Genomic DNA, 24,977 nt, shown 5'->3' with positions numbered 1-24,977 from the left:
ACGGAACCGCTGAGATTCCGCAACTATAGGTTTTTCGATAAATCAGTTATAAGAATTTCGAGAAGCTATTGCGCCTCTTTTTTTTTGGAAGTAGTTTCTGCTTGGTTTTCTCGTGTTTTCCTTCACTTTTAGGCATCTAACCTTACCCGTAAAATTAACTCTTGCAGGGATTGGTATTTTGGCTACCGCCAAGATACCAAGCTGGTGGATCACGCTGGTCAAAATTTCCTATTTTAACATAATTTTTTTGTTATATTTGAGGTAATACAAACTGAGGTTTTTTCACAGACTGACGTTACCTGCAAGCTTTAAACCTATGAAAATTCCAATAGCACCAGATGATTTTCAAAATGAATTTTATTCGTCTATAGACTTAATGGATAAAATTGGAGATTTAAGAATCCGACAACTTGTTAATATATTAGATAAAGTTAATGACGAAATTATCATAAGCGGAATAATTAAAATATTCAAAAACACAAAAAGACCGAATACGGAATATGTTGACCAAAAATACGCAGGAAAAATATTGAACAAAATTAAACCTAAAACTCAAATTGATTTAATACTCATTTTAAAAGATACTATCGAAAATTGGAACAAAAGTGTTGAAGAATTGCCTTTTTGGTTAAAAGAAAATTTGGAGTGGATACCTTTTTTGCCACAAAAAGATAAGGCAGTTTTTAAAGATATGTCACCATTCTAAGTTTTGTGGCAGAATCGTGGCACATGGTTATCTTGCAAACTAGAAATCCAGCAAAACTGAGGTCTGGCGAGTTTAGGTTCGAAACTTTTAGAACCTGCTGAGTAGGACTCTTATTAAACAGATAGTATTTTGAATTGACCAAGTAGTTAAACTTTATATCACAACTGCTACTTAGGTGATGAAAATGTTACTTCGAATGTCATCAACACATCTGTAACACCTAGTCTGGTTTGATCTCATTTTTTTCGATTTAAGGAACTATAAAATAAAAAACAGCCCGAAGGCTGTTTTAATTTTTATGCGATATTAATATAAATCATTGATAATCTGTAACTGTTTTATGTAATAATTAATCACCAACACATCTGATACCATTGCCCTCTAAGATACTATTTTAGATTAAAAACAGCAAAAAAAAGAGGCTGTCCTTACTTTTCGGACAGCCTCTTACAAATATTGAAAAATTACTTTAAACAGAACTTCAATAAAAGCATGCGCCTTTAAAGTTTTTGTAAATTTACGACACTATAAAAACATAATAATGAATGTAAACCAACCTCCCTGCAAAGAATCTTTGCAGGGAGGTTAGTTACTCACCCCAACGATTAAATCCTGGGTTTCCAGTATCTTCCAGCGGACAGGTATCTGTAGTTAACCTTGCCTTTCGTGCTACGACACATCCACAGGATTTACAGGTTCGCTTATCTTCATTCTTTTTTAAGCTGAAATTATACACCAGCTGATCGGGTGCTTCTTCCAATTGATCACATGATCTGCAAGCGGCAAGTCTTTTATCATAGATATCTTCTGTTACTGTAGAAAACCCAACCAAGCCCCACTTCCACATGGATTTACCAAGTTTTTCGATTAGCTCCAGGTTTGAATATCCGCTTTGCTTTGCTTTTTGTTGGGCTTTAGGAATATAATTTGCCTGTTGTGCCATGAGCATATTCATCAATTCCGAACTTCTCCGCGACAATAATAAGTTTCGGGCATAATCATCATCGTCCAAGGCGGCATACAACACACTATCGGGTACCGGTTTTGATAAACCCAGGATTTCACCAAAGCGAATACATGCTTCATTGATATCGGTTAATTCTTTTAGTTCATTTAGTTCCATACCTTATTGTTTTAGTCAAAATCGCTGTCGGAAATACTTTCCAACAGCGATAGTAATGTTACTTTTAAATTTTAAAAGAAATAGAGCGTTGCTGTAAATCAATCGTTGATCCGTTATACGAACGTACATTGGTCGACGCAGTCAACGTATATTCTACACCTCGTTTGATTTCGGCAGCGATTTCTACTACAGGAATATTGGTTTTGGCCTGAACAGCACCAATGCTCGAATGCGGATTGAGTGTAAAATCGTGGTAACTTGAAGCCGATGCCGGGTTTACGATGGTATTAAATTCCAATTCGATAAGTCCCATTGCATGGATCAGATCACTACGTACCTGCCCGATCATCATGTCTCGTTGATTATTATCCGAAACTCCCGGAAAAAGGAAGTTTAAGTCGGTATTAACCGTAAATTTAGGAGAAACTTCGCCGTTAACGTCAACCACTTTATGCACTACCAATTCCTGGAATGCTTCTTGTGATGCATTCTGATCAATATCTTGGTTTACAAAGCTAAATGCGCCAACCATTGGCGGGAATGCCTTTACGCCCACCACTTGTAAGCCACCGGCTGTAGGGCCTCCGATACCATCTGGCGGGAAGTCCATTGCCTTACCGGCATCGATAGCATCAAAACGAGTATCTACCGTTGGCTGATACGGATCATTCATATAACGTTGATTTTCAGGAGAAATAAATTTAAACAAGGAATTGTCTAATTGTTTGATTCCAGGATTGTACATCGCTCCGAAATTTTTTCCGAAGTAAACATCCATCAAAAAGCTAATACTGTAATAATCGGCCATAGCCACAGAAGTCCAACCATTGGCACCAACCGGACTGGATTTTTGAAGCGCCGAAATCATATGTGCCAATACAAACGATATTCCTTCCTGTTCCATTCCTTTCAGACGTGTTAAACCACCAGTTAGTACAATATTTTGTACGTCCATCTGATTAAAGGCATAGGCATTAGGCGTCACGTTCGACTGATCATAATAGAAATTGATTTCAGGGAAAAACCCTTTGAATAAACGCAATATATATTTTATTAGCGCGCTGTTCATTCCGATATCTTCAAAATCCCAGCGTGGTGCATTGTTGTAAACATCTTCCGCCTGAGCATCGTCCAGGTAAGCCGCAGCGGTATTCGGAATACTGATCGCACGTTCGCCATGAAGGTAAAATTTTTGTGGACGTTGTACTTTTTCTTTTCTTCCATCGCTTAAAGCCGTTATGTGCATCACGCCAAAGAATTCATTCGATAGTTGCGTATAGCGTTTTTCATATTCCTTCGATCCGATTTTAGGTAGTTGTTTATGATCTTCCATAAGCCCCATATCAATCAGCTGACCCGAATTGGCCTGTAAGGTAAAATCTCCCGAAATAACTCCTTCCGACAATAACAAGTGTCCGTCGATAGCACCATCAAAAACCGCTAATGTTGAAATATGGTGTACACCACCGATATATTCCCCGATACTGATCTCATGGATGGGCACGGCCTCTCCCCATTCGTTTACCAACTGATCCACACCCGGAACCAATCGGTCACTGCGTTTTAGTTTACCGGTACTCATCAGGAATAACTGATCCGGTGTTACAATAATCTGACGATCGTCATTTCCAAAATGAATGTAAACCATAGCCGATTGATGTCCATCCGGTCCGGTACCCATACTGTAGGATACTTTTCCGGTATTCCATTTCGGTTTGCCAACTTCCATCGATGCCGTAAGTACTTCATCTCCACTCTGGAAATATTCAATTGCTTTAAATCCCCTCGGAACGGCAATCTTCGTACCGTTTGCATAACAGGAACAACAGCAAAAACACGTTAATGGGTAATAGCTGCCGCCTTGATTGGTACAGGCACGTCCACGTTTGGTACTATAATCGGATGGATTATTAATATTCAGACAAACACCGCTTGCATACGGATACAACACATTTTTAGGAACACAATCTTTAATCGGATTCCCATTTACGTCTTTACAGTTACATAAGCTGTGTGCCTGAGGTGAAAAATCTCCATAATCCTGACAGTGTCGATCCGGACAAATCAACGCAAACGGTTTACTCTGTGAAAAACTGTCGGTATCAAGATTCTCCTGAGTAACCTGCGCTTTTGGCCCTGTCCAGGTTACCTGATTTACTTCTTTTGCGTTAGGGTCAAGGTTAGCCCTAATGGATGTTACGCATTCTTCCCATGCCATAATTTTAAAGTTTAATGGTTATTATTAAGTTAACGATAGACTCTATTGTATTGCAAATACGTTAGAGGTATAATTGATGATAAAGAGCAGTCCGGTTAATTTTTCCGGATTCAGTTGCTTTTTGTCAGCGGTAAGTAATTCATCCGGCGTGGCCGCAATATGGAATACCAACTCGGCTTTTTCGGCCTGGAAGGACCCGCTAAGACTCACCGTTCCGACATTGTTGCCAACCGGAATGGACAGATCTGCTTTGTCCGTTTGTTTTAAGGTTAGAAAACTTCCTGATGGTTTATCAGAAACAGCACTATTGTTTTTAGTCTGCACCACTACATTCACCGATTTTAACTCCACTTGCTTAAGATTCGGTAGCACTATGGCATCGGTAAGAGTAAACGCCATGGTTTGGGTAACCGGATCGACCTGAGGATGCATAAACTGATACCAGTTGGCACTAAAAGCCTGTTGTAATACGATTTGTTTGGATACCTGATACGGATAAGGCGGATTTTGGGATTGCAGCTGTTTTTTCACATCTTTGGCAAATTGTCCCTGATCTTCATAAGCCGTATAACTGATCTTCACAATAATGTCGGATATCGAATTGAAATCAAAATGATTTGTTTCCGGCGGAAGGCTGAGTTCCCAATCCGAAACCGCTCCCGTTCCTTCAAATGGCAGGTACATATTGTCGTTAAAATTAAGTACAAACAAACCGTTATCGTCCACACCTCTTGAAAGAGCAATTTTCTGGTTAGGAATCCAATCTACGCGAACATTACCCGGATTCGGATTCGTAACAGGGTCCATTACATATTTCACGGCATTGATTTTTGGTTCCATAACCGTATAATTTTTCGTTTGTCGCAATACCGCATTGATATTTTGATAAGGACCTACAACAGCCGGAATGGATATCGAAATCGTTTTGATTTTACGCAGGTATTGTCCGGGGAAATCAAAATCAAACAACTGCTCGGAAAGTTTAAAACGCAGTGTTCCTCTTTCACCGGAATGCAGGCCTGTTTTAAATACAACAAATTGTAACGGATCCAATTGTAATAGCGAAATTGTTTTTTCTATTTCGAAAGTACGCGTGTTTTTTAGCGTATAGCTTTGTTCCATTTGTTTGAGCGACAACGTCAACGCTTCCCCGGAAAGTAGTCCTTTGTGAAGGTTATCCCAATAATCAAACTGAATAAACTGAGTGGTACTGTTCATTTCATTCTGATAGGCAGCCTGCGCTGCCAGGGCCATTCCGAGCGTAAGCTGGTACGATTGGAAATAAATCGTCGAAAGTCTGCTAATCATCCATGTATACAAATCCACATTGGTAAAACGGGTTGTCAGAAATTGTTCATAGGCATTTTCCTGATCGATGGTTTTATTATGGATCAACAGATTCTGCTGACTAATGAGTAGTTGTGCATTGGCCGAATTGATCTGATCCTGGATCTCTGCTATATCATAAGCTGCAGTTTGCTCTTGCAATTTCCAGTCGTCACGACGTCTACCATATTGTGCTGTGGTGGCTATAATTCCCGCACTCTGATTGAGAATTGATGAAGAGGTTTGTGCAATCTGAGCCCCTGCATTGATCGCATCTCCAAACTTCATACCTCCATCAGCAAAACCAAATATATTTGGAGCCAGGTAACCCGCCACGGAAATTCCATTGATACCAATCGAAACATATTCCGGGTAAATTGCAGCTCCCTGTAACGCAAGACTGGCAATTTCTAGGGCGTTTAAATTCTCATCGTACTGTTTTTGATAAAATTGTTCCCGATTTTGTGCACTAAGCAAGTTTTGTTGTAAACCGGCAATACCTTGTTTCGCCTGTTCAATTTCCTGCTCCTTGATCATGGTATTAAGATTGAGCAGCACATTTTGTTGCGTAGCCTGTAATCGGGCCAGAGCCGATTCGTCTTTACGTTCCATTGCGCTGAGCAAACCGGAACCCAACTGACTTAGGGATGCCGCCATATTTTTTACACGATCGATAAGATATTCAAAACGGTAGGCGGGAATCGCTGCGTTTTGCGTCATAATACTCAGCGGATTTCCTCCGGTAGCAGCAACGCGTGCCAGCAATGCCGGATCAATTGGCGGTTCAAACAACTGCAACGCCTGTTGTACCCCATTGATATTTAAACTGTTGTTAATTTTATACAGACGATCGATAACCGTATCCCAATATTGCTCCAGTCGGTCGTTTTCGGGAACACAGAAGTACGCGTCAATATCGTTATACGGTTGGAAATTCAACCCACTGGAAGCCGTTCCGACATGATCTTCCAAGGTGATCTTAAACTGCGGGATATTATCGCCATATTGTGCCACAATCTCGTTAAAATTAGCCGGATCTTCACTTTGACAAGGCCCCAGATCTTCCGGTTTTGGCCCCAGCAAATTGTAGGCATAGATATACAACATGTTGGCCATGGTATTAGTTTCCCAGGTATATTGCGTAAAATACCAGTCGCCCCATTTGATCAGGTTATCAATATATTGCATTACAACTGCTTTTTCATAAGCACCAATACGCAAACGGGCAATTGCATGCGGATCAAACGGATATTGATTATAAGCTGCAATTTGCTTTTCGTTGGTAATATTATCGAGCAACGAAGCAACTGTATGATTCCGGAAAGGATTAAACTGCCACACCCTACAAATATGTCGGGCAACCTGATGGTTGAGCAATACATTTTTTACCGATTGGATCTGTACCGGCTTCAAAAAGGACAAAATCGAGTTAAGATTCGTTTTGGCTGTAAATTTACTACTCACATACCCTTCGTTATCAATCCATTTGTTGTCCAGTAAAACCTTGTAAATCCTTTTGGAATCCGTAACACCTATCGTAGCACATACAAAAGCATCTTCTCCTACCAGATAAGGAGGTGCCGTTGGATCGTAGATGTATTTGTACCATTTTTCGGCCTGATCAAATACCTGATTTATTTTTAATAAACCGGCAATATACATTGGCGCGTGAAAAAACAATTCCCAATAGTAGAGTTCATACGCACCGTTAAAATCAACCTGACCGCCATCGGGTGCTTCGGGAGCAATGACATACGGTTCTTCAAAACCAAATCGGCTAAATGGCAATTCCGGATCAACAGGAATCAACTGACTTTCGAAAGCCAAAAGCTTGTCGACCCCTCCTGAAAATATACGGGCGCTAAGATTGTGAATGGCTCCCGTAGTAAGACGAATCGCCTTAAAGTTATATTCACATTCATAAGGTGTTGTTTTTAAACTGCGGAAAAAACCAAGCGATGAAGGATATTCCGCCTGATACAACACCTGAACTATAAAGCGTATTTTTTTATCGATATCCGGTTGTACTCCCAGAATTGTATAGAGTTCTTTCGTTAACTCATTAAAATCAATATCCGTCATCAAGCGACCGTTTTGATCGAGATACCCCGCCAACATTAGCTGATTATAGATATTTTTAGAACCGTCGGCTGTAATGCCCACACTCGTCGAGATAAAATCGGTAGCGTAAAACAGCGGTTGATTCGTCAAAACATCCAATACGACCGCCACCTTATCACTTTTATCGGGCTGACCCTCAAATATATCGTTAAGCGCTTTGGTTAAATCGTCAATTGTGGTGACGCGTTCCAATTGTCCATCATCCGTAAAATAGCCGTAATCAATCAGACTTTTATAAACCTGAATTGATCCTTGTGCTTCAATACCGGCGCCTGAAGAAACAAAAGATAGTTCCTGAAACATGGTATCTGCATTAAACAACAGATCGGAAACAAATACGGGACTCTTATCAGGATCTTCCATCAGAAAAGCCTCTTTATCCCCATAAAAAACAAAGGTTCCAACCGCATTTTTAATCGTAAACAATCCGTAATTTTTATTGCGTACATTTTGGGATAACCAGCGAGACCCGCTGGCATTGTTTACGACTCCCATTACAAACTGTGTCTTTTTGTCCGGATCCGGATCGCCTTTTAAAATACTTTTTACATCGGTACGCATCGCCGAAAAATCAGACCGTCCCAAATACCCTTTATTATCGATATAACCATAGTCGACAAGTGAATCATAGATCGTTTTGGAACCGGTTGCAGTAATACCAGCATCGGTCGAAATAAAAGAACCCACGGTCAGTTTTGTTTGTGGTCTCGGAATCGCAGGAGTGATAATTTGCCCCGCAATATCATTGTCATAAATAGTATGGGAAGTACTAATCAGATCCATTTGCCCCGATGTAGCATCGATCTGCGGTGTAAACATATCATTACACTTATCGCTATCTTTTTCGAAAAACAGGATCTCATCCGGATTGACCAGAAAACTCACATTAAGACTGTCGTTTAAAACGATCGGCTTGCATATTGGCAATTGCCCTTTATAGCCCAGCTTATACACATAATTGTAATTTTGTCCCGTTTCAAAAAGCTGATTTTCAAATTGCTGAAGCGCTTTATTGGCAGCAGCCGGTGGCGTAGTACCCGGTTGTGGATACTCAACCGTAGTATCGATCATGGGCCCAAAAGCAATTACAAGTTGTTCAAAGCGGTTGCCTCCGTTGGTCACCTCCCAGAAAGTATCCTGTTCTATTTTTAGTGGATATACTTTATTCCACCAAAGACTGTTGGCATTAAAGAAATCGTCCGGAAAAAGTTTTTTATTGCTATCTCTGTAAGCACTCGGACTGACATCAACGATATAATCTTTTACCAACGATTGTGCCGGTACCCATTGGTTCTGGAAATTATAGAACGTATAATTAATAGAGGCTCTGACGATGGTTTCGGTTGTCGTATTTGGAGTTTTATCGACCGTAACACTTTGTTCCACCCAAAAGAGGAACAACTTGTTAAAGGCATACACCGGTGTGACTTGTACCGCATTAATCGCAAGGTCAATTTTCGTCCATTGCGACCAAGTGCCTTCACTTTCACGCGTGATATAGTAATACGTATACGGATCGGTTGCAGTTCGTGCAAACAAGAAAAGCGTAGGCTGATCATTGCGGGTATCATCTGAAACTTTACAATAGTAAGCATCGACATACACCAATTTGGCCAGTTCGGCAAATCCTTCCAGGTATTTCATGTAGGCGGAGGTCACGTTACCTTCCGTAATATCATTTTGTTTCAGATCGTTTTCAAGTTGTTTAAAAAGATCCGTTTTTGTACTACGAAACGCCGGATCCAAATAATTTTCAGGATACAGGAATATTTCCCGGTTGGCTTCCCACACCCGATAATTCATCATCCATTCCCACCACACTTCTGGTATGGGTAAACGCTCTACTCCCATTTCCAATTTGGAACGGCAACGGTTCATATATAACTGAACCGCATTGAGCGCTTCTTTGATGTACGAAATTTGCGCTACATCCGACATATCGACATCAATAAGCAGATAGTCATGTAGATCACGTGTATTCTGAATATAAGCCGTTGCATCTGCCGATCGCAATGCAAAAATAGTAGCTCCGATAAGTGCGTTTCTTTTTGCTGAAGCCGTTTTACCGCCAATTTGCACCGCCAACTGATCCCACTCACTACCTACGTTATATCTTGCCTGAATGGCTATTAGCAATCTGTTCTCCTGAACCGTAAACAAATCCCAATCGGTTGCTCCTTTACCGGCCAGACCAAGTAGTTCCTGTAAAGCATTGAAATTTAATCCTGTTTTATTGATCAGGTTAATTACGACCTGCATACTGTAAAGACGATCTACCTGGTTGGTATATTGTAACGCAAATAAAGCACTGATAACAGACTTGTCCCATCCTGTAGCTTCGGACAGTATGATTGCCGCATCGTCATTCTTACCGTTGACGATTGCCGTCATATAGGCGGAAAAACGATTGTTGGCATCACCAAAAATTCCCGTAAAAAATTGAAACTGCAATAACACCAAACTATTGTCGAACGATAGCGCCGCACTATTTGTAATACCATAGGCAACCTTATCGGTAGCAATATTGTTAAGTAAATCAGGAGTAATTCTCGCTTTTTGAATAAACACTAGCCAGCGTGAAATCAAACGCAACGTTTTTAGCGCATCGGCAGTATTAGCATTCAGAAATACTGTAAGAGGATTGGTAACCGTAAGGGTCAGCACCGATTGGGCCAATGCCTGCGGAATTCCGAAAAAGGACGCCACCTGCTCATACAGTTTGGTCATTTGGACTTCATCCGATTCGGATGCTGGAATTAATATCGGTAATGTTTTAAGCCATTGTTCACTTTTATCGGTATGATACAATAGGTCTACCGTTGGTCCCGCGATATCGTTTACCGTATACTGCATATCCGATAGAGTCAATTGAGGTACTGTAGCCAATAGTAGCGTATTGTCGGTCAATGTCATCAAATCTTCGATGGTAAAAACCAGTTTTACTTTTCCGGATAAACTCAGGAAACTAAAATAATCCGCAATGCTAAGTTTGAAATAAGCGGCCAGACGTACATGTCGCACTAAAGCAGAAATGGTCGGTACATTAAGCACAATTGTTTTTGTAGTACCGTATAAAGCAGTAACCAATATTTGCAAATCGTTTTGCGAAACTCCGAGTGCAGAAGCTACCCGAACGGCATAAGTAGGATTGTCTCCTTTTTGCGAATCATATTCCCAACTCCAAGGGTTGTTCAGATAGGTTTTGTTAAGCGGATAAGCCACTGTATCGCTATTTTTTGGATGATAGAGGATTTTTTGTCCGGTATTAAAAACAATATCAAACGGAGTAGTCGATTGTCCCGGTTCATTCCCCATCCCATATGTTTTCAGATCAAATAAATACATACTGACTGTTGCCACATCACTATTCATCCGGGTAACCAACTGTTGCAATTTGGGAACAAGCTGTAAGATGCTTTCGTTGATCTCCGGTTTTCCGTTGTTAAGTACATGTAATGCCCAATCCAGATCGTCAAACGACCAGGCACTCAGGATCACAAGGCGTAAATATCGATTGATCTGATCCAAAGCAGTTGGCGTAAGATTGTCAATGGTATTCACCGAATCAGTATTTCCTACGACGACAGGTTTGGTTAAGCCTTGATTAATATAGAATTGTCCATTTAATCCGGCTTTAATTTCAACAGCCGACAGGTTTTGATATAGTAAATCCTGTACTTGTGTAACCAGGAGATCGGTTTGTTTGGAAAAAATTTCAAAACTTTTTAGATCCTCCAGTTTTTTGACCCCAAAATAGATTTGCAATTTTGTCGTATCCACGGTAGCTGTTTTGAGCAGATTCCATCCTTCAAGCGTAGTCTGCAACTGTTCGGCAGCCAATGCCGGTCCGGTTAACTGCTGATCGGCAAATACCTCTGCGAGTGATGTTTTAAGCTCTTCCAGATAGATCCTTATGGAACTTAACGGTTGTAAAAAAGGCAAATTAAACGGATAGTACGTCACCGCAAGCTGTTTGTATAAATCGGTATTGGTTGCAATTTTCCAACTGTTGGAAAGACTTTGTTCCAAACGTTCAATAATGATCTGTAGGTACGGTACAATGGTATTGGTTTTTTCGCAGGTAAGCGGTATTTCTCCCAGATCGGGGCGCCTTACAACTAATGTACTGGCATCGGGAATAGTGGAAGTATTGGGTTCCGTAATATACTTTAGTACAATACGCATCAAATCAACAAAGTAAGCTGCCGGTCCCAATACTGATTTACATTCCGGACAGTCGCAGTAATTCAAATTCCCAAATAACTCCTGATAGCCCACCAATCCGTTAAAGTAGTCCGTAATATCTCCACTCACGGAAGATGTTTCCATCGCTTTGGAAAGCGGTGATGACATATTAAGAATGGCCTGAGTAAGGTTGGATACATTGTTCGTTACTTCTGTTGCTTTTTTATACACATCGGCGGCAACCACAGGACAACCAAATGCATAGGTATATTGTTGGACAAAAACATCACCACTTTGTCTTGCAATATCATGTGCCGAATGCAAGCCATTAAATTTTCTATAGAGCGTACCTATAGCATCGGCCGTTAATTTTTTGCCGGTTTGCGCTTCGGGGTGTAACCGTACAACCCTGGCTACCTGCTTAAGCTGTTCAATCGTATCCGCTGTAGAAATTCCTCTTTTCTTCGATAGGTTCAATGTTGCTAGCGTATCTTCCAGATGAAGATTTGTGGCCAGCAAATCAACTCCAGGATTTGCCTCATAAAATGTATGAATCAATTGTTCTATTTCCATGACTTGTAGGTTTACTGTTTTTTTATATCATTATTCACTATCGGTATCATTATCGTGGACCTTACTGCCCATTAACCCTTTATTTTTATAAAATATCCCTTGATAGGTAGTCATACTCAAATGCTCCTGATAAGGGCTCAACGACAGAAGTGCCGCTTCAGAATCCCAATACCCGCCTGGATGCTGACCATAGGATGAGGTTGCAATTTGATGAACCTGAAAAAATAAGCTACAAACCATACAAGGTCTGCGTGTTCCGCCGATGTAGTCAAATTGTTTTCCGGCTTCCACAATTTTGGTTTCGGCATGTTGTTCTTCATGTCCTTTAACGAATTCCAGTTTATAGTCTTTATAAGCTCCTTTGATCTCCGTTTCCAGCTTCCCCAAATGTCGGGCTACACGTCCTGAATAGTTCGTTTTATCCGGAACCGCAAAATCTTTTAAGGTAGCCGATAATAATCCTTTCAATTCATTTTGTTTTTTATTACTGGCTACATAAATGGTTTTTTCGCTATGATTGATCGCTGCCTGTACCTCTGTAAATCCATCATTCTGCGCTAAAAGTGCCGTAGATAAATGACGTACCAATAAGCGTTCAGGACTCATTGCGGTATTGGGGTTTACAATCTGTTCGGTTACACCGGTATATAAAGTAGACTGATGAATCTTTTTAGCATATTGCAACTCATCTTTATACCGGGCCACGATTTGCTCTTTCAGCTTTTTACTTTTATCCTTACGAACTTTTTTAGTTACTTTCTGAATTACCGATTTACTACTACTGCTATCCGATTCATCATCGCCGTCACTTCCCGAATCGTCACTGGATGAGGCTCTTGTTCTTTTAGCATTTCTTTTACCAGCTTTTCCTTTAACACTTTGTCCGTCGGCATCCCGCATACTCGCCGGATTCCCGATACAAAAAGCATATAAATTAAGCCCGTCGATACCACCGGCAGGATCGGGTTTATTCCAACGCATGAGCCAGGGAACATAATACCGGTGACCGTAGTAATATAACCCGGTCGTATCATCCCGTTCTTTTCCTGAATAGCGGTAATTTTTTAAGCTCACTTCCTGCTGATTCCGCCCCGCAATAATAGCAGTACCACCATAAGGAAAATATTCTTCGTAACTGATCAGACGAGCCTGATCATCGACCTCTACCGCTACCGAATCCAGCTTACTACAAAGCTGCCAACGGAACGAGCGATCCCCCGTTTGCATTTCTTTTTTAGCATCATCCTGTTTCCAGTAATGCATGATTAACAGACAAGTTCCACCATCCATAATACGCAACGTCTCGCGTTCCAGGGTGATTACAGTGCGCGTTTCCGATACCGTTTGCTGTTGTTTTACTTCATAATTGCCAAAGTAAACTGTACTTTCAAGCATCGTGACAGCTCCCCCATTGGCGAACCTTTCGCTAACCTTCCGGGTGCGTTGTTCCTCGCTGTTATAAACATAATAATCCGCATCATCTGCCTCATCCGGACGGGTTATAATACTAGCCCGTACCAGATTTTCACAACAATTATAGTCCAATGCTACAGGTTTGTTGATCATAATCTGACGAAGATTCCCGGAATTGTCATACGTGATTCCGTTGAGTCGATTGGAATTGACATCGACCGGCAAATCGCGTGTCCATGATGCCGACTTAGCCCTGTGCTTTAGCTGCACCAGATTACCGGAATTGTCATAACTATAGCTTTCAATGTAATTTTCCAGTTTGCCATAATCAGATGGTGATACAGAAAACTTACTTTGTTTAAAGTCATTATTAACGACATTGTTCTGATAGGTATTGGCTAGTATTCCGGGATGTTGATAACCATTAGCCGCAATTAACCGGTATAAGATATCATGGGTATAATCGGATAGCGGTACTACACTCTGATTATTATAAAACACAGTATTCCGACTTAAATCCCGTAGTCTGGTAATGTTTCCTACGGGATCATATACATAGGTCATGTTTTGTAACATTGGGTTTTCTCCCGAAGTGACCAAACGGGTATTTTTAAGCGTGAGTAAGCGTTGCGTCGTCGTTTCGTAGGTATAATTCGTAGCCGAATTATTGGCAAAAACAATCCGTTTCCGCTGATTCGACGGATTATACTCAATATGTTCGATAACCGGTTTTGATTTTCCGTCCGGCAATGTCAGGCTGACCGTTTTTAATAAACCCGATTTCGAATAACCGTGCGCTGTTACAGTACCATCTGTCGTGGTTTCGGTTAGCAGCTCTCCAAGCGCGTTATAGGTTTGTTCCAGTGATAGAAACGTCGTATCCAGAGGTACCGCTTTGGGATTATTCCAATCGATCGCATCTTTGTATACCGTAGTCATCTGTCGTTTTTTCTGAATCGACTGTCCCGTAAGCGCATAGGCATTCAGCATCAGGATTCCCGACAGATCTTTTAATTTATAAAGTTTTCCGCGCAGGTTTAACACTGTAGCGTCCTGCACCTCTTCACCATAGGTAAATTCTTCCACCAAAGGATACTGATCAGCCGGAACAAGCGGATCGCCATCGGCATAACGTTTTACCCGTAATGTTTTTCGGCGTTGTAAACGATCATAGGTAATGAGCTGATTGTACCCCCTTGGAGTCCATGACCAACATAACAACCCCATAATATTGTTGAAATGCAATTCGTTTCCGGCATCTGCAATTTGAGTAACCAATGCTTTTGTCTCCTCCATCTGATAGGTATTACGCTGATTGACATAGTCGGTTCCGGTCGTTACATTGGTATAATATAAGCGTGGATCTATTTGCAGTAACACACGACTTTGTATATCGGTAGCCGAATAGTTTGTGAGTACTCCCTGCAAAAGGATTTCCGTTATACCAGTTAGCAATGAATCAAACTGAGACCCCAGATTTAATTTAAAACCGGGTTGATAAGGTGTAAAAGCAGTGGTAAGCCATCCCTCTTCCGATACATATCCTTCGGTAACCAGTGCTTGTAAAATTGCATCACCGGTACTTACCGAACCAGTAGTAATCCCATCAAACGTACCAGCGGTAACTTTGCCAAGATTATCTACTTGATGTAAAAACTGCGTTCCGGTATTGTCAAAAATCAAAGTAACAGGTGTATTGTAGCATTTTGCAGCCTTATCTAACGCATTCTTTTCATCCTTTTGCTTCTGGGTCGGATTAGCCGGATAATCGGCCATAAAGGTTTTATAATATACCGAATCCAATACTGTATCGTTAGAATCAAATGTTTGTTGTTCCCAGGCTGTAAAAGTGATTTTTGAAAAGAATCCTTTCGGATCATCGGTACGGATCAATCGGCCGATGGCATCATATTTCATGACCGAAGGCGGCGGAATAATTCCTTCATCAGCCAGAATCTGTTGTTTTTCATAATCCGGCGTAGCACTGAAAAAGGGCAGATACTGTTGGGCCAGCAGTCCTTTGTTATTGTATACGGTCCGACCTGAAGTGTTCCAGCGTTCAGCAACTTCAACAAGTGTATTTCCGACATAAGTCAATCCCGGATCCACTAACTCCTTTTGTTCAACGACACGGCCAAAACCATCCGAATATTCAATACGTATTCTGCAATCACTGGTTCCTATAGCTTTATGAGCAAAATTTGTTGCCGACAAAGATAATGCTGCAAGTGGTTGCCGGCGTTCGGTCCATATTTGTTCATCATAAAAAAAGTAGGATAATGCCCCTTGCAGATAATAATCCTGATGGTCTAAAACAGATTTTAAACTAATTGCCGTTCCATCGGGTGCCGTCGTTCGCAATTGATATTCGGCTGAAAAATCACCATAAGGATATAACAACATCCCTCCTTCTAATGTTCCGTTTTTAATACCAAATATGGTAGACACGCACACTTGTCCCAACGGATCATAAAGCACCTGTGATACATTTCCGTTGATATCCACCAATTGCTTTGGCGCAAAAGCCTGATAATCCAGCGTAAGCTGTTGTATGTTTTTTATATCTAGCTCGTAATCAATATATTCAATTAACTTTACCACCTGCATATTATAAGGCGCATCATACGCCATTATACCACGAACCGCCAATTCGGAATTCGGATCGGCAAAAGGATTGGTCACTTCCTCCGGTAAATAAAACAATTCGGGTTTATCGGGTTTAAAGTAATTTTGCACCGTTCCGTTGTTCCACCAATATTCCGTTTCTTTGTCGAAAATAAATCCTGCACTGGTAACCGTCTCGACCGGTAGTTTTCCATTATAAGCAGTATCGATATAGTGCTGAGTAAATTGCGCTGTGGCAGTATATGCCGCCAAGCCGCGTGAAGAAATGTCAAATAAGGGTAAAAAATCATCCTGCGCTTCATCCCAAAAATAATTCCTACTCCAGGAAAGTTGCAGTGCTGCAATGGTCTGAACAGTAGTTTCGCCATAAGGGACAACATGTTTAAGTGCATCTCCAACCAGACGGTTACACAAATCGAAATCCATATACAATTCATTTGTCCCTAATTCAAAACCAGAAAGCTGAAATTTTTGTTCCTCACAAACAACACCGCGCCAATACATTCCATTTTCACCGGTATTTATAACATCGGTTGTCTGGAAAGTCGCAAGTGGCTGCAACTGCTCCGGATAAAGCGCTGTTCCCCTTGTATTTTCTGTGCGTCGTGGCAGGTAAACGGTACAAGCCCGTTTTACAATACCGCTTAGAGGATCCACTTCAAGCGTAAAGTTTTGTTCTACACGCGGATCGGTACTATTACGTTCATAATGATAGGTAATATGTTCGCGCGGATCCACTCGGAAAACAGCGTGTTGTCCATTGGAAACCGGATGAATCAGCGCAACAAAATAATTTGCCTGTTCTACAGTATACGGTATATTCGATTCCGGAAGATTATCCAATCCGTAAATTTCTGTTCGAACCACTCTTCCGTTCAGTGCCACATAGGCTTCCCTAAAAGTTTCGCCATTGGCAGTATATATATCATTAGCAAACACATGATCCGGAAAATCATAGGCATAACCATCACCATTAAAAAATTCGGTACGGTATTGTTCCTGTAGCTCATTATAACTTTCAAATACACCGGTATTGAACCATTTTTTTGTATAAACCGGTGGAACAAAAAGTTCTTCATTTATGCTATTTACCGGCATTAGCTGATTTTGGAGAGTCGTCTGAAAGGTTTCATACGTTTGCGTATCCCAACTTTCTACAAAACCAAATCCGCAAAAGCTTCTTTCTACTGGATCATAATACCCATCGTGGTACCGAAATTCCTGTACGTAACACGATTCCGAAACGGCATCGGTTTGTATAATCCGATCGATCACCTGAACCGGAAAAAACAACCGGGTTTTCCAAGGTCTTCCAGCCTCTTGATCTTCCAAATAAAAGCGTACAGAACTAGAATAATGCAAAGCAATACGACTTCCTGTATTGTTATTGGTTTCGATGAGGAGATAGGGTTTCAGTACTGGAAGAGACATATCCGAAGGATTCACCCCAGAAAAATTTAGATAATAATGCCGCGGAACTTCTGTTAGTTTAGAAAAAACCAAACTACTGGTTCCTGTACCCAATATATCGGCAAAACAAATGCTATCTAACTGATCAAAAGATTCAGGCAAAACAACAGTAATCGGATCTGAAAACCCGTTCCCATTTTGATTAAGGAAAAATTGAACTGTAGTATCCAATACATACACAATGTCCATTGCCCCCGTTCCGTTCAGGTCTGCAAAAAAGAAACGGGAAATATCAAACCCGGTTTCAAAGTAGGGTGCATTAATGAATTCGATACGCCGACCGAAACGACCGTAGCCCAAACTAGGCCAACAGGCAACAATTCCATTTGCCACCATAACCCTATGTTGCAATCCGTCGCCAAACAAATCTGTAAAAGAAACGGACACTTTTGCTGAATTCTGACTTTTCAGCGGAAAATCTTCGGGGCTTGGCATTTGTTGGGGATCGCCATATCCTGCTGTTCCCAATCCGGGATAAACAGTCAGGCAATCTTCCGAAGCAACAAGAAAATCAGATTTCCCGTCTCCACTTAAGTCAACAGATTCCGTATCGGACAATGTTGTAGGGTAATGTTGAAACGGATTAAATGGCTCCCATCCTTTTCCTGTATTAGTATAATATCCAGCCGGGCTTGTAACCATCAGGTCCTTTGTTCCATTTCCCTGTAAATCGGCAATAACTGCCGAATCGCTAATGGCAAAATCCGGTAACGTCTCCGGTTTGGTATAATTACCGCCTCCTTTTGGATGGTAATACAACGCCCCGCTATCCCGGGTAAATAAAATTCCGGGCAGGCCAGCTCCATTCAAATCAATCGGAAGAAAATCACCCGTATCCAGTTTTCCAGGAATACTACCGTCATCCGAAACCATTAACTGCCTGAAAGCGGCCATTTCATCCATTTCAAATACCGAAAATGTAAGATCCAGATCTGGTTTTGCTAGTAATTGATAACTACCGTCATCCCGAATACGGCAACCGGTAACGGTTACTTTTTTCAAACAGGAAATGATACTTGTCTGATCCGGAACATCCTTATATTCATCTGTATCGTAATACGTCAATCCCATACGGCTTACCAGAAAGGGTTCACCTTTGTTTTCTTCTTCAAAATGGTGAAATAACAATATGTTTTGACATCTCCGATAAGTCCGCAGTTCGAAACCGCTTCTAAAAGACGAAAATGGATCGGGTCTGCAAGCCCATGGATGAGCTGTTGCATACGGATCCGCAGCAGATGTCGTGAGATTTTCCAATTCATGCGACCCGTAATCGAAAATAACTTCAAAAGCAAATTTTTCTTTTTCCGGAGCCTCGAGATAATTACCATAAACAATACGTTCAATATAATTACGCGCAAATGCACCGCGATTAAAAACACCTGTATTCTGTTCATTTTCCCTCTTATACTGAAACTGAACTTTGTTTCCCTTCGGATCTGTTATGGAAACGATTTGCCAACTAAAAATATGGGTCTCATTACCCGGATCTGCAACACGTGCATCGGCATTCGATCCGTATTCAGAAATGCTATTATTCGTAGCGTAAGTACGCCAGAAACTTTCACCTGTAGTACTATTTTTATGATATTCAATCCGGGAATAATCATCTTCAACTCGTAAAAGGTAGATATTTATTATCCATTCCTTGCCGTGTGCGTCCGTGTGCGTCCGTGTAGCATTCTCTTGTGGAACGAGTTCTTTTCCTGAAAAAAGAAATATGTCACTTCCATCATATTTAGGGATTCCCTTTTCGGTTCTAATCGAAAAGTTAGGAATTTCAACATCCCAGCCTACACCAAAAGCACCATTACCTGCGCCGGAATTGTAAACAAGTGAAAGTGATGGCAATAATCCACGACCAGCGGTTAAAGGAACTGGAATGTTATAAACAGCAGTTCCGGAGAATGAATTTGGTTGAAACGTCTCTCCTATTCCCTTTACTGCTCCACCACCAGCAGGGAGCGAAGCACTAGAAATTGATAATTTTTCCATAACTATCATTTTGACCGACCGTACTTAAAACACATTTAAAACTATTCCGTAATGCATTTATCTTGTCAAATTTCGTTTTCATGGGCAATTTATTTACGGTTAAACTTTAATCGTTTTCGGTTTAGGATTATCAATAATTAATTCAGTTGTGGGGTAAGGTCAGTCTGTAAAAAAAATAAAATCAACCTCTTGTGAATCTCATATTTTGAGATTTTTCATTCATAGCCCTCTCAATACTTTCTAAATTTCAAGAGTTTTTTTCACAGCATAACATTCCCGAATTAACAACTTCTACTCCCGATTTGAATAGTATTTGTTATGAAACAAAAAAAAGATGCCATAAAGCACCTTTTTTAAGGTATTGAATTAAGATCAAACCTTATTTTTTCAACTTCTAATCCCAAATTACGGTTCTGTCGCATCTGTTAGTATCAAATATAAATATTTAAGTAATTTAAAAGTTAGCATGCTAATTTACAGAATGATTTAAACATAGTTATCCTTGGTCCAATCATCTGATTCTTTCTCAACATATGCACAACTTCAATTCCGCCCAATGTTCGTCTTGCCGATTCAAAGCTTTTAAAGCCTAATCCGTTTTTTATGTGCCACTTAATAAAACGATGATCCTGTTCGACAATATTGTTGCCATATTTACATTGCCGTATTTTAATCTTTGAGAACGAACGCTTGTTATATACTTTGATCGCTGCTGTATTAAAACCGCTTTTATTAATGTTTATTACTCTTGGTCGGGAGTTATTACTAATTGCTTTAATTAGAAAAGACTGAGCGCTCATTCGTTGTCTTTTTCTGCTCAAAAGAAAGTCAACCTTATTACCTAATTTATCTACCGCTCGATATAAATAACACCATATATCTTTTACTTTGATATAAGTCTCGTCCATTCTCCAGCTTGCCCCCACTTTGACCTTTTTCTTCTTCATCTCTGATTCAATGAAAGGTGTAAATTTATAAACCCACCTTTGGATCGTAGCATGATCCACAAACACTCCTCTAATCTTCATTATTTCTTCAACATCCCGATAGCTTAATACAAACCTAAGCTTAAAATATACGACCTGAAGTATAATTGACTTTGGATAGCAATGACCTTTCGTATTCATTTTTCAGTGGGTTTAAAAAGCTAAAGATAAAAGTTATTCCCAGAAGCGACAGAACCCGCTGCTTTTATGGCATGAGTATCTCCACTTTTGCAATAGCCGCATCATTTTCAATATCAATAAATAGGATGCGTCCAATACGGTTTGATTTTTTGCCATCTTTGAAGTTGCCGATATACTCCTGCCCTTTCCAAATTCTCAGACTATCTTTTGCAACAGAGTACAGATTGAAATCGGGATGAAAGGCTTTTTTAGCCTTTCAGGTTCTGCATTTGCAGTCCCTTCAATGTAGTGCATCAAAGTTTCTTCAATCTGTCCTTTTTCAGATTTCTTATTTGCTGTTTGTGCAAAGGCAGTACTTTGGAAAATCATTGTTAATAGTATCAATACAGTTTTAGAGAATTTCATAGTTTTAAATTGTTAAAGTTATTTTTAGATTTTTTCGAAAAGTAAATTCTTAACCTTATCAGAATTTATATAAAATCCTGTAATTTTCTGTTGCTTATCACGAACAAACCGAATGCCACCCAAATTTCTGGCACTACTCAGAAACAAATCTGAATGAATTGGAGTAAAATTGATGATGGATTGATTCTTATTACTTGTGAATAAACCTTTTTCATTTTGAGCCAATGTATAGCTTGCTCCCAAAGCTCTGCAATAATAGGTACCTGAAAACTCATTTAAATCTGTTGTAGAATATGTTTTTGGGTTGTAGTATTCATAGGCATATTGGTCGCTTTCACCAGAAGTATAAATCATTTTAAAATAGTCACCTTCCTTACGAAATTCGACCATAATTACATCGTCTCCATCAACCACCATTTGAAATTTTTTGTCTGTAATAGGCACTAACAAACTTTCAGTTGCAGTGCCCAACACCTGATAGCGTAAAGTGTCATTTTTCACAAAAACCCTGCGCCCGGACATTCTTTCATTATCCCAATAAAAGCCATTGTAAACTCCTAATTGTTGGGGTGTCATTTTTATTCTTTTAAGCTTACTAAAGTCAATACTTGCCGGTTGTGGAAAAACATTTCCAAGTACTTCAATAGCCATGTTCATAGCAAGACTACCGTTATATCTGTTGTTATTTCCAAGCACAAACGAAGTAACATTTTGATTGGGGAATATGAAAATATTGCTTGCATAACCGCCTTCTAAACCATACGTCCAGATTTTTGGAACACCACGTTTTGCATGCACGTACTGTTGTCCATACAAAAGTCTTCCTGAGGTTGGATTAAAAGTCGTTTTACCATCATTTAAAGTAACCGGAGAAGTCAGTTTTTCTATCAATTTTTTACTGCCTACTTTAGGTTTGTCAAAATTGAGATACCAACGGCTCAAATCTGCCGCCGAAGTATAAAGATTGGTAGTCCCGAAAATAGAATGATTGATGAGATTATTCTTGAATCCGTTTTTAGATACTTGGTACGAAATAGCGACATTAGGTATTATCATTTCATTATCATCGCAAAACAAAGTATTGGTCATGCCCAAAGGTTGAAAAATAAATTCCTGAGAAAATTCAGCAAGTGTTTGACCTGTTACTTGTTTGACTACTTCAGCTAATAAAATAAGCCCTGATGAAGTCTGTGAGAATTTTGTTCCTGGTTCATAATCCAATTCTTTTTGTCGGAAAATTAAATCCAAAGCGTCTTTTTGTGTAAAAACATCTTTTTCTTGCCAACCTGCAATTTCTTTCAGAGCCAAAAAGTCTTGCAAACCACTTGATTGACTCAGTAAATGTTTTATGTTAATTTTAGTACCAAAATCAGGAAGTTGTGGAATATATTTGCGCGCATCATCAGATAAAGACAGTTTGCCTTGTTCTTCAAGCAATAAAATAGCAAAGGCCGTAAATTGCTTAGCCATAGCCCCTATTTGAAATTTGGTATCTGTATTGATGGGAATTTCGTTATTTATATCTGCACTACCAAAGCCTTTTATATAGACAATTTGCCCCTCTTTTAGAAGACCTGCGGCTACGCCCGGTTTAGCCTTAGCATTATCCCACTCAGAGAATACTTTATCCAAATTTCTAATGGATTCTTGTTGTATAACAAGTTTGTTTTTTTCTATAAGAGTGATTATTTCGGAAGCCATTTTTGAGGCTGCGCTAGGGTCTTGTCCTGTTACAAACCGGCCATCTACCACATAAAAACCTTCTCCTATTTTATCCGAATGCACAAAGTTACCTTCATTCTTTTTAATAGCCTGATCAATAGAAAAAGGAAAGGTTTTGTAATATTCGGCTTGTTTGTCTTCAAATTTATCCGAAAAACCAGTTATTTTTTTTGCTTTATAGAGCGATGTACCTGCCTCGTCTTTCAAATACGCTAAGCCTGCCGTACCATGGCAAATAGCCGAAACCACACCATTTTTTAGAAAAATCTGTCTTGCAAGGTTTTGAATGATAACGTTTTCTGCTACACCATACATAGCAGCGCCTCCGCCGCCATAAAAAATCGCACTATAATTTTCAGCAACAACTTCGGTAGGCTTCATGGTAGTTTTGAGTTTATTCATTAAAAAATTATTGTATAGGAATTTCTTATGAATACTATCCGAAGCATTAATATAGCCGATTGGAACAGCCCCTCCTTTTGGGCTTACAAAATCTACGGTAAATCCTGATTTTGAAAATACGTCGTAGGGCACAATAATCTCCCCAAAGTGATTACCAGTTTTAATCTTTGAAGTTCCATAGTAGTCCTGATTAGAAACTACAAACAGGATTTTGTTTTGCGAAAAAACAAAGGGAGAGAATAAGCATAAACAAGTGCTTATTAAAAGCGGTAACCTGAACTTTGATATTACTTTGAACATATTTGCGTTTTTTAATTTTTAAATTACATGCAAATATGTGACGAAGAAATAGCTTAGAGGTTTTGGTTTGTAATGCAGGAGTTCGATGTTATAAAAACGAACTCATTTTACAGGCATTTTTTGGTATTGGGCTGGGGTTTTTCCTGTCATTTTTTTAAATGTGGTAAAAAAAGTTGATTTTGAATTAAAACCACTTTCATATCCAATACCTTCGACACTAAGGTTGTTTTCGGTTTCCAATAACTTTTTTGCTTTTTCAATCCTATACTCATTTATGAGATTGGTGAAGGATTTGCCAAGTATCACATTCAGATATTGAGACAACAGATGTTTTGTTACATTGAGTTCTTTTGCGGCTTCGTCAAGAGTGAAATTAGGTTTTAAGTATAATTCTTTATTAACAATAATAGAAAGATTATGACCAATCAGATCCAATGTATCCATGTCAATTTCTTTGTTTTTGTATTTCTCTTTTTCCTGAAAAAAAGTAGATTCTTTGCTGCTTTTAAAAATCAAAAGCAAAGCTATTAAGTACAAAATAAATGTGAATGATAAAGCTCCAACAATATAAGAGGTATAGGCTGCGATATAATATGCCAACCAAATAAGGAATGTTCCTAAATAAATACTAAGATGCCAAACATCTATTTTTTTTAGACTTTCTTTAGCTTTTATTTTTTTTAGTATTGGTAGGATGTATTGAAAAGATAAAACAATATAAAGGAACCATTGCCAATAAATAGCTTTTACAATCCATTTACTCCAAACAGCACGATGATCAACATAAGGATACAAAATACCTCCTATACTTATAATTGTTAAGTAAGGTAAAATATGAATAAGCCACTTTGATTTTTTATTATCTACATTTGATTTTAGAAATAAATAAAGAAATGGACCAATAAGTATGCAGGCTGAAAGTCCAATCTGAATAAAAATATTTGATAGATGAGGATTAAAATAGAAAAATACAGATTTTATAACCCGAATACTTAATACCAAAAACAGAAATGATAAGAAATAATTTGAAAATTTTTTCTTTTTAGCATTGTAGGCAAAATAACCTGAAAGTAGTAAACCATTAAAAGCTCCTAAAGCGCTAAAAAAAAATATAAATTGGTTGGACATATTGTTTCTGTGTCAATATTATGATTTGTGTCTTAAAATATCCGTTAACGGTTTACGGCTTGGCGATCATGGGACTAAATTAAGCGCATTATTTGGATTTGCCAAATCTCACAAATACAAAAATAGTTTTTAAATAAT

General features: G+C 39.4%; 10 protein-coding genes. 1 reads left to right on the top strand and 9 read right to left on the bottom strand.

The genetic code is table 11. The features are described 5' to 3' along the window. Positions 1 to 316 precede the first annotated feature (316 nt). Positions 317 to 706 carry a hypothetical protein gene (locus LNP22_RS13210; protein WP_229973869.1) on the top strand — a complete coding sequence of 130 codons (390 nt, stop codon included), beginning with the start codon at positions 317 to 319 and terminating at the stop codon, positions 704 to 706. A gap of 589 nt (positions 707 to 1,295) precedes the next feature. On the opposite strand, the gene LNP22_RS13205 is transcribed toward LNP22_RS13210, so the two are convergent. The 9 genes from LNP22_RS13205 to LNP22_RS13165 all read right to left on the bottom strand — a co-directional run bounded on the left by LNP22_RS13205 (position 1,296) and on the right by LNP22_RS13165 (position 24,839). Beyond that, positions 1,296 to 1,829 (bottom strand): hypothetical protein, encoded by a 534-nt coding sequence (locus tag LNP22_RS13205; protein ID WP_229973868.1) that lies wholly within the window; start codon positions 1,827 to 1,829, stop codon positions 1,296 to 1,298. A gap of 64 nt (positions 1,830 to 1,893) precedes the next feature. Then, complete coding sequence (locus tag LNP22_RS13200) at positions 1,894 to 4,047, bottom strand: Hint domain-containing protein (protein WP_229973867.1); 2,154 nt, start codon at positions 4,045 to 4,047, stop codon at positions 1,894 to 1,896. A gap of 42 nt (positions 4,048 to 4,089) precedes the next feature. Further along, positions 4,090 to 12,252 carry a Tc toxin subunit A-related protein gene (locus tag LNP22_RS13195; RefSeq protein ID WP_229973866.1) on the bottom strand — a complete coding sequence of 2,721 codons (8,163 nt, stop codon included), beginning with the start codon at positions 12,250 to 12,252 and terminating at the stop codon, positions 4,090 to 4,092. A gap of 30 nt (positions 12,253 to 12,282) precedes the next feature. After that, positions 12,283 to 19,755, bottom strand: coding sequence for a SpvB/TcaC N-terminal domain-containing protein (locus LNP22_RS13190; RefSeq protein WP_229973865.1), 7,473 nt, complete (start codon positions 19,753 to 19,755; stop codon positions 12,283 to 12,285). 461 nt (positions 19,756 to 20,216) lie between these two features. Next, on the bottom strand, positions 20,217 to 20,882 hold the full coding sequence (locus LNP22_RS13185; protein WP_229973864.1) for an IS6 family transposase: 666 nt from the start codon (positions 20,880 to 20,882) through the stop codon (positions 20,217 to 20,219). Between the two features lie 64 nt (positions 20,883 to 20,946). Then, the gene (locus LNP22_RS13180; RefSeq protein WP_229976385.1) at positions 20,947 to 21,075 is read right to left on the bottom strand and encodes a hypothetical protein; all 129 of its coding nucleotides are present in this window, start codon (positions 21,073 to 21,075) and stop codon (positions 20,947 to 20,949) included. 2 nt (positions 21,076 to 21,077) lie between these two features. Then, positions 21,078 to 21,287, bottom strand: a complete 210-nt coding sequence (locus LNP22_RS13175) for a hypothetical protein (RefSeq protein WP_229973863.1) — start codon at positions 21,285 to 21,287, stop codon at positions 21,078 to 21,080. 24 nt (positions 21,288 to 21,311) lie between these two features. Then, positions 21,312 to 23,711, bottom strand: a complete 2,400-nt coding sequence (locus LNP22_RS13170) for a serine hydrolase (protein ID WP_229973862.1) — start codon at positions 23,709 to 23,711, stop codon at positions 21,312 to 21,314. A gap of 102 nt (positions 23,712 to 23,813) precedes the next feature. Next, the gene (locus LNP22_RS13165; RefSeq protein WP_229973861.1) at positions 23,814 to 24,839 is read right to left on the bottom strand and encodes a helix-turn-helix domain-containing protein; all 1,026 of its coding nucleotides are present in this window, start codon (positions 24,837 to 24,839) and stop codon (positions 23,814 to 23,816) included. Between the last annotated feature and the right edge of the window lie 138 nt (positions 24,840 to 24,977).

Source organism: Flavobacterium flavipigmentatum (assembly GCF_020911905.1).
Classification (GTDB): domain Bacteria; phylum Bacteroidota; class Bacteroidia; order Flavobacteriales; family Flavobacteriaceae; genus Flavobacterium; species Flavobacterium flavipigmentatum.
This window is presented reverse-complemented; position numbering and strand designations above follow the sequence as displayed.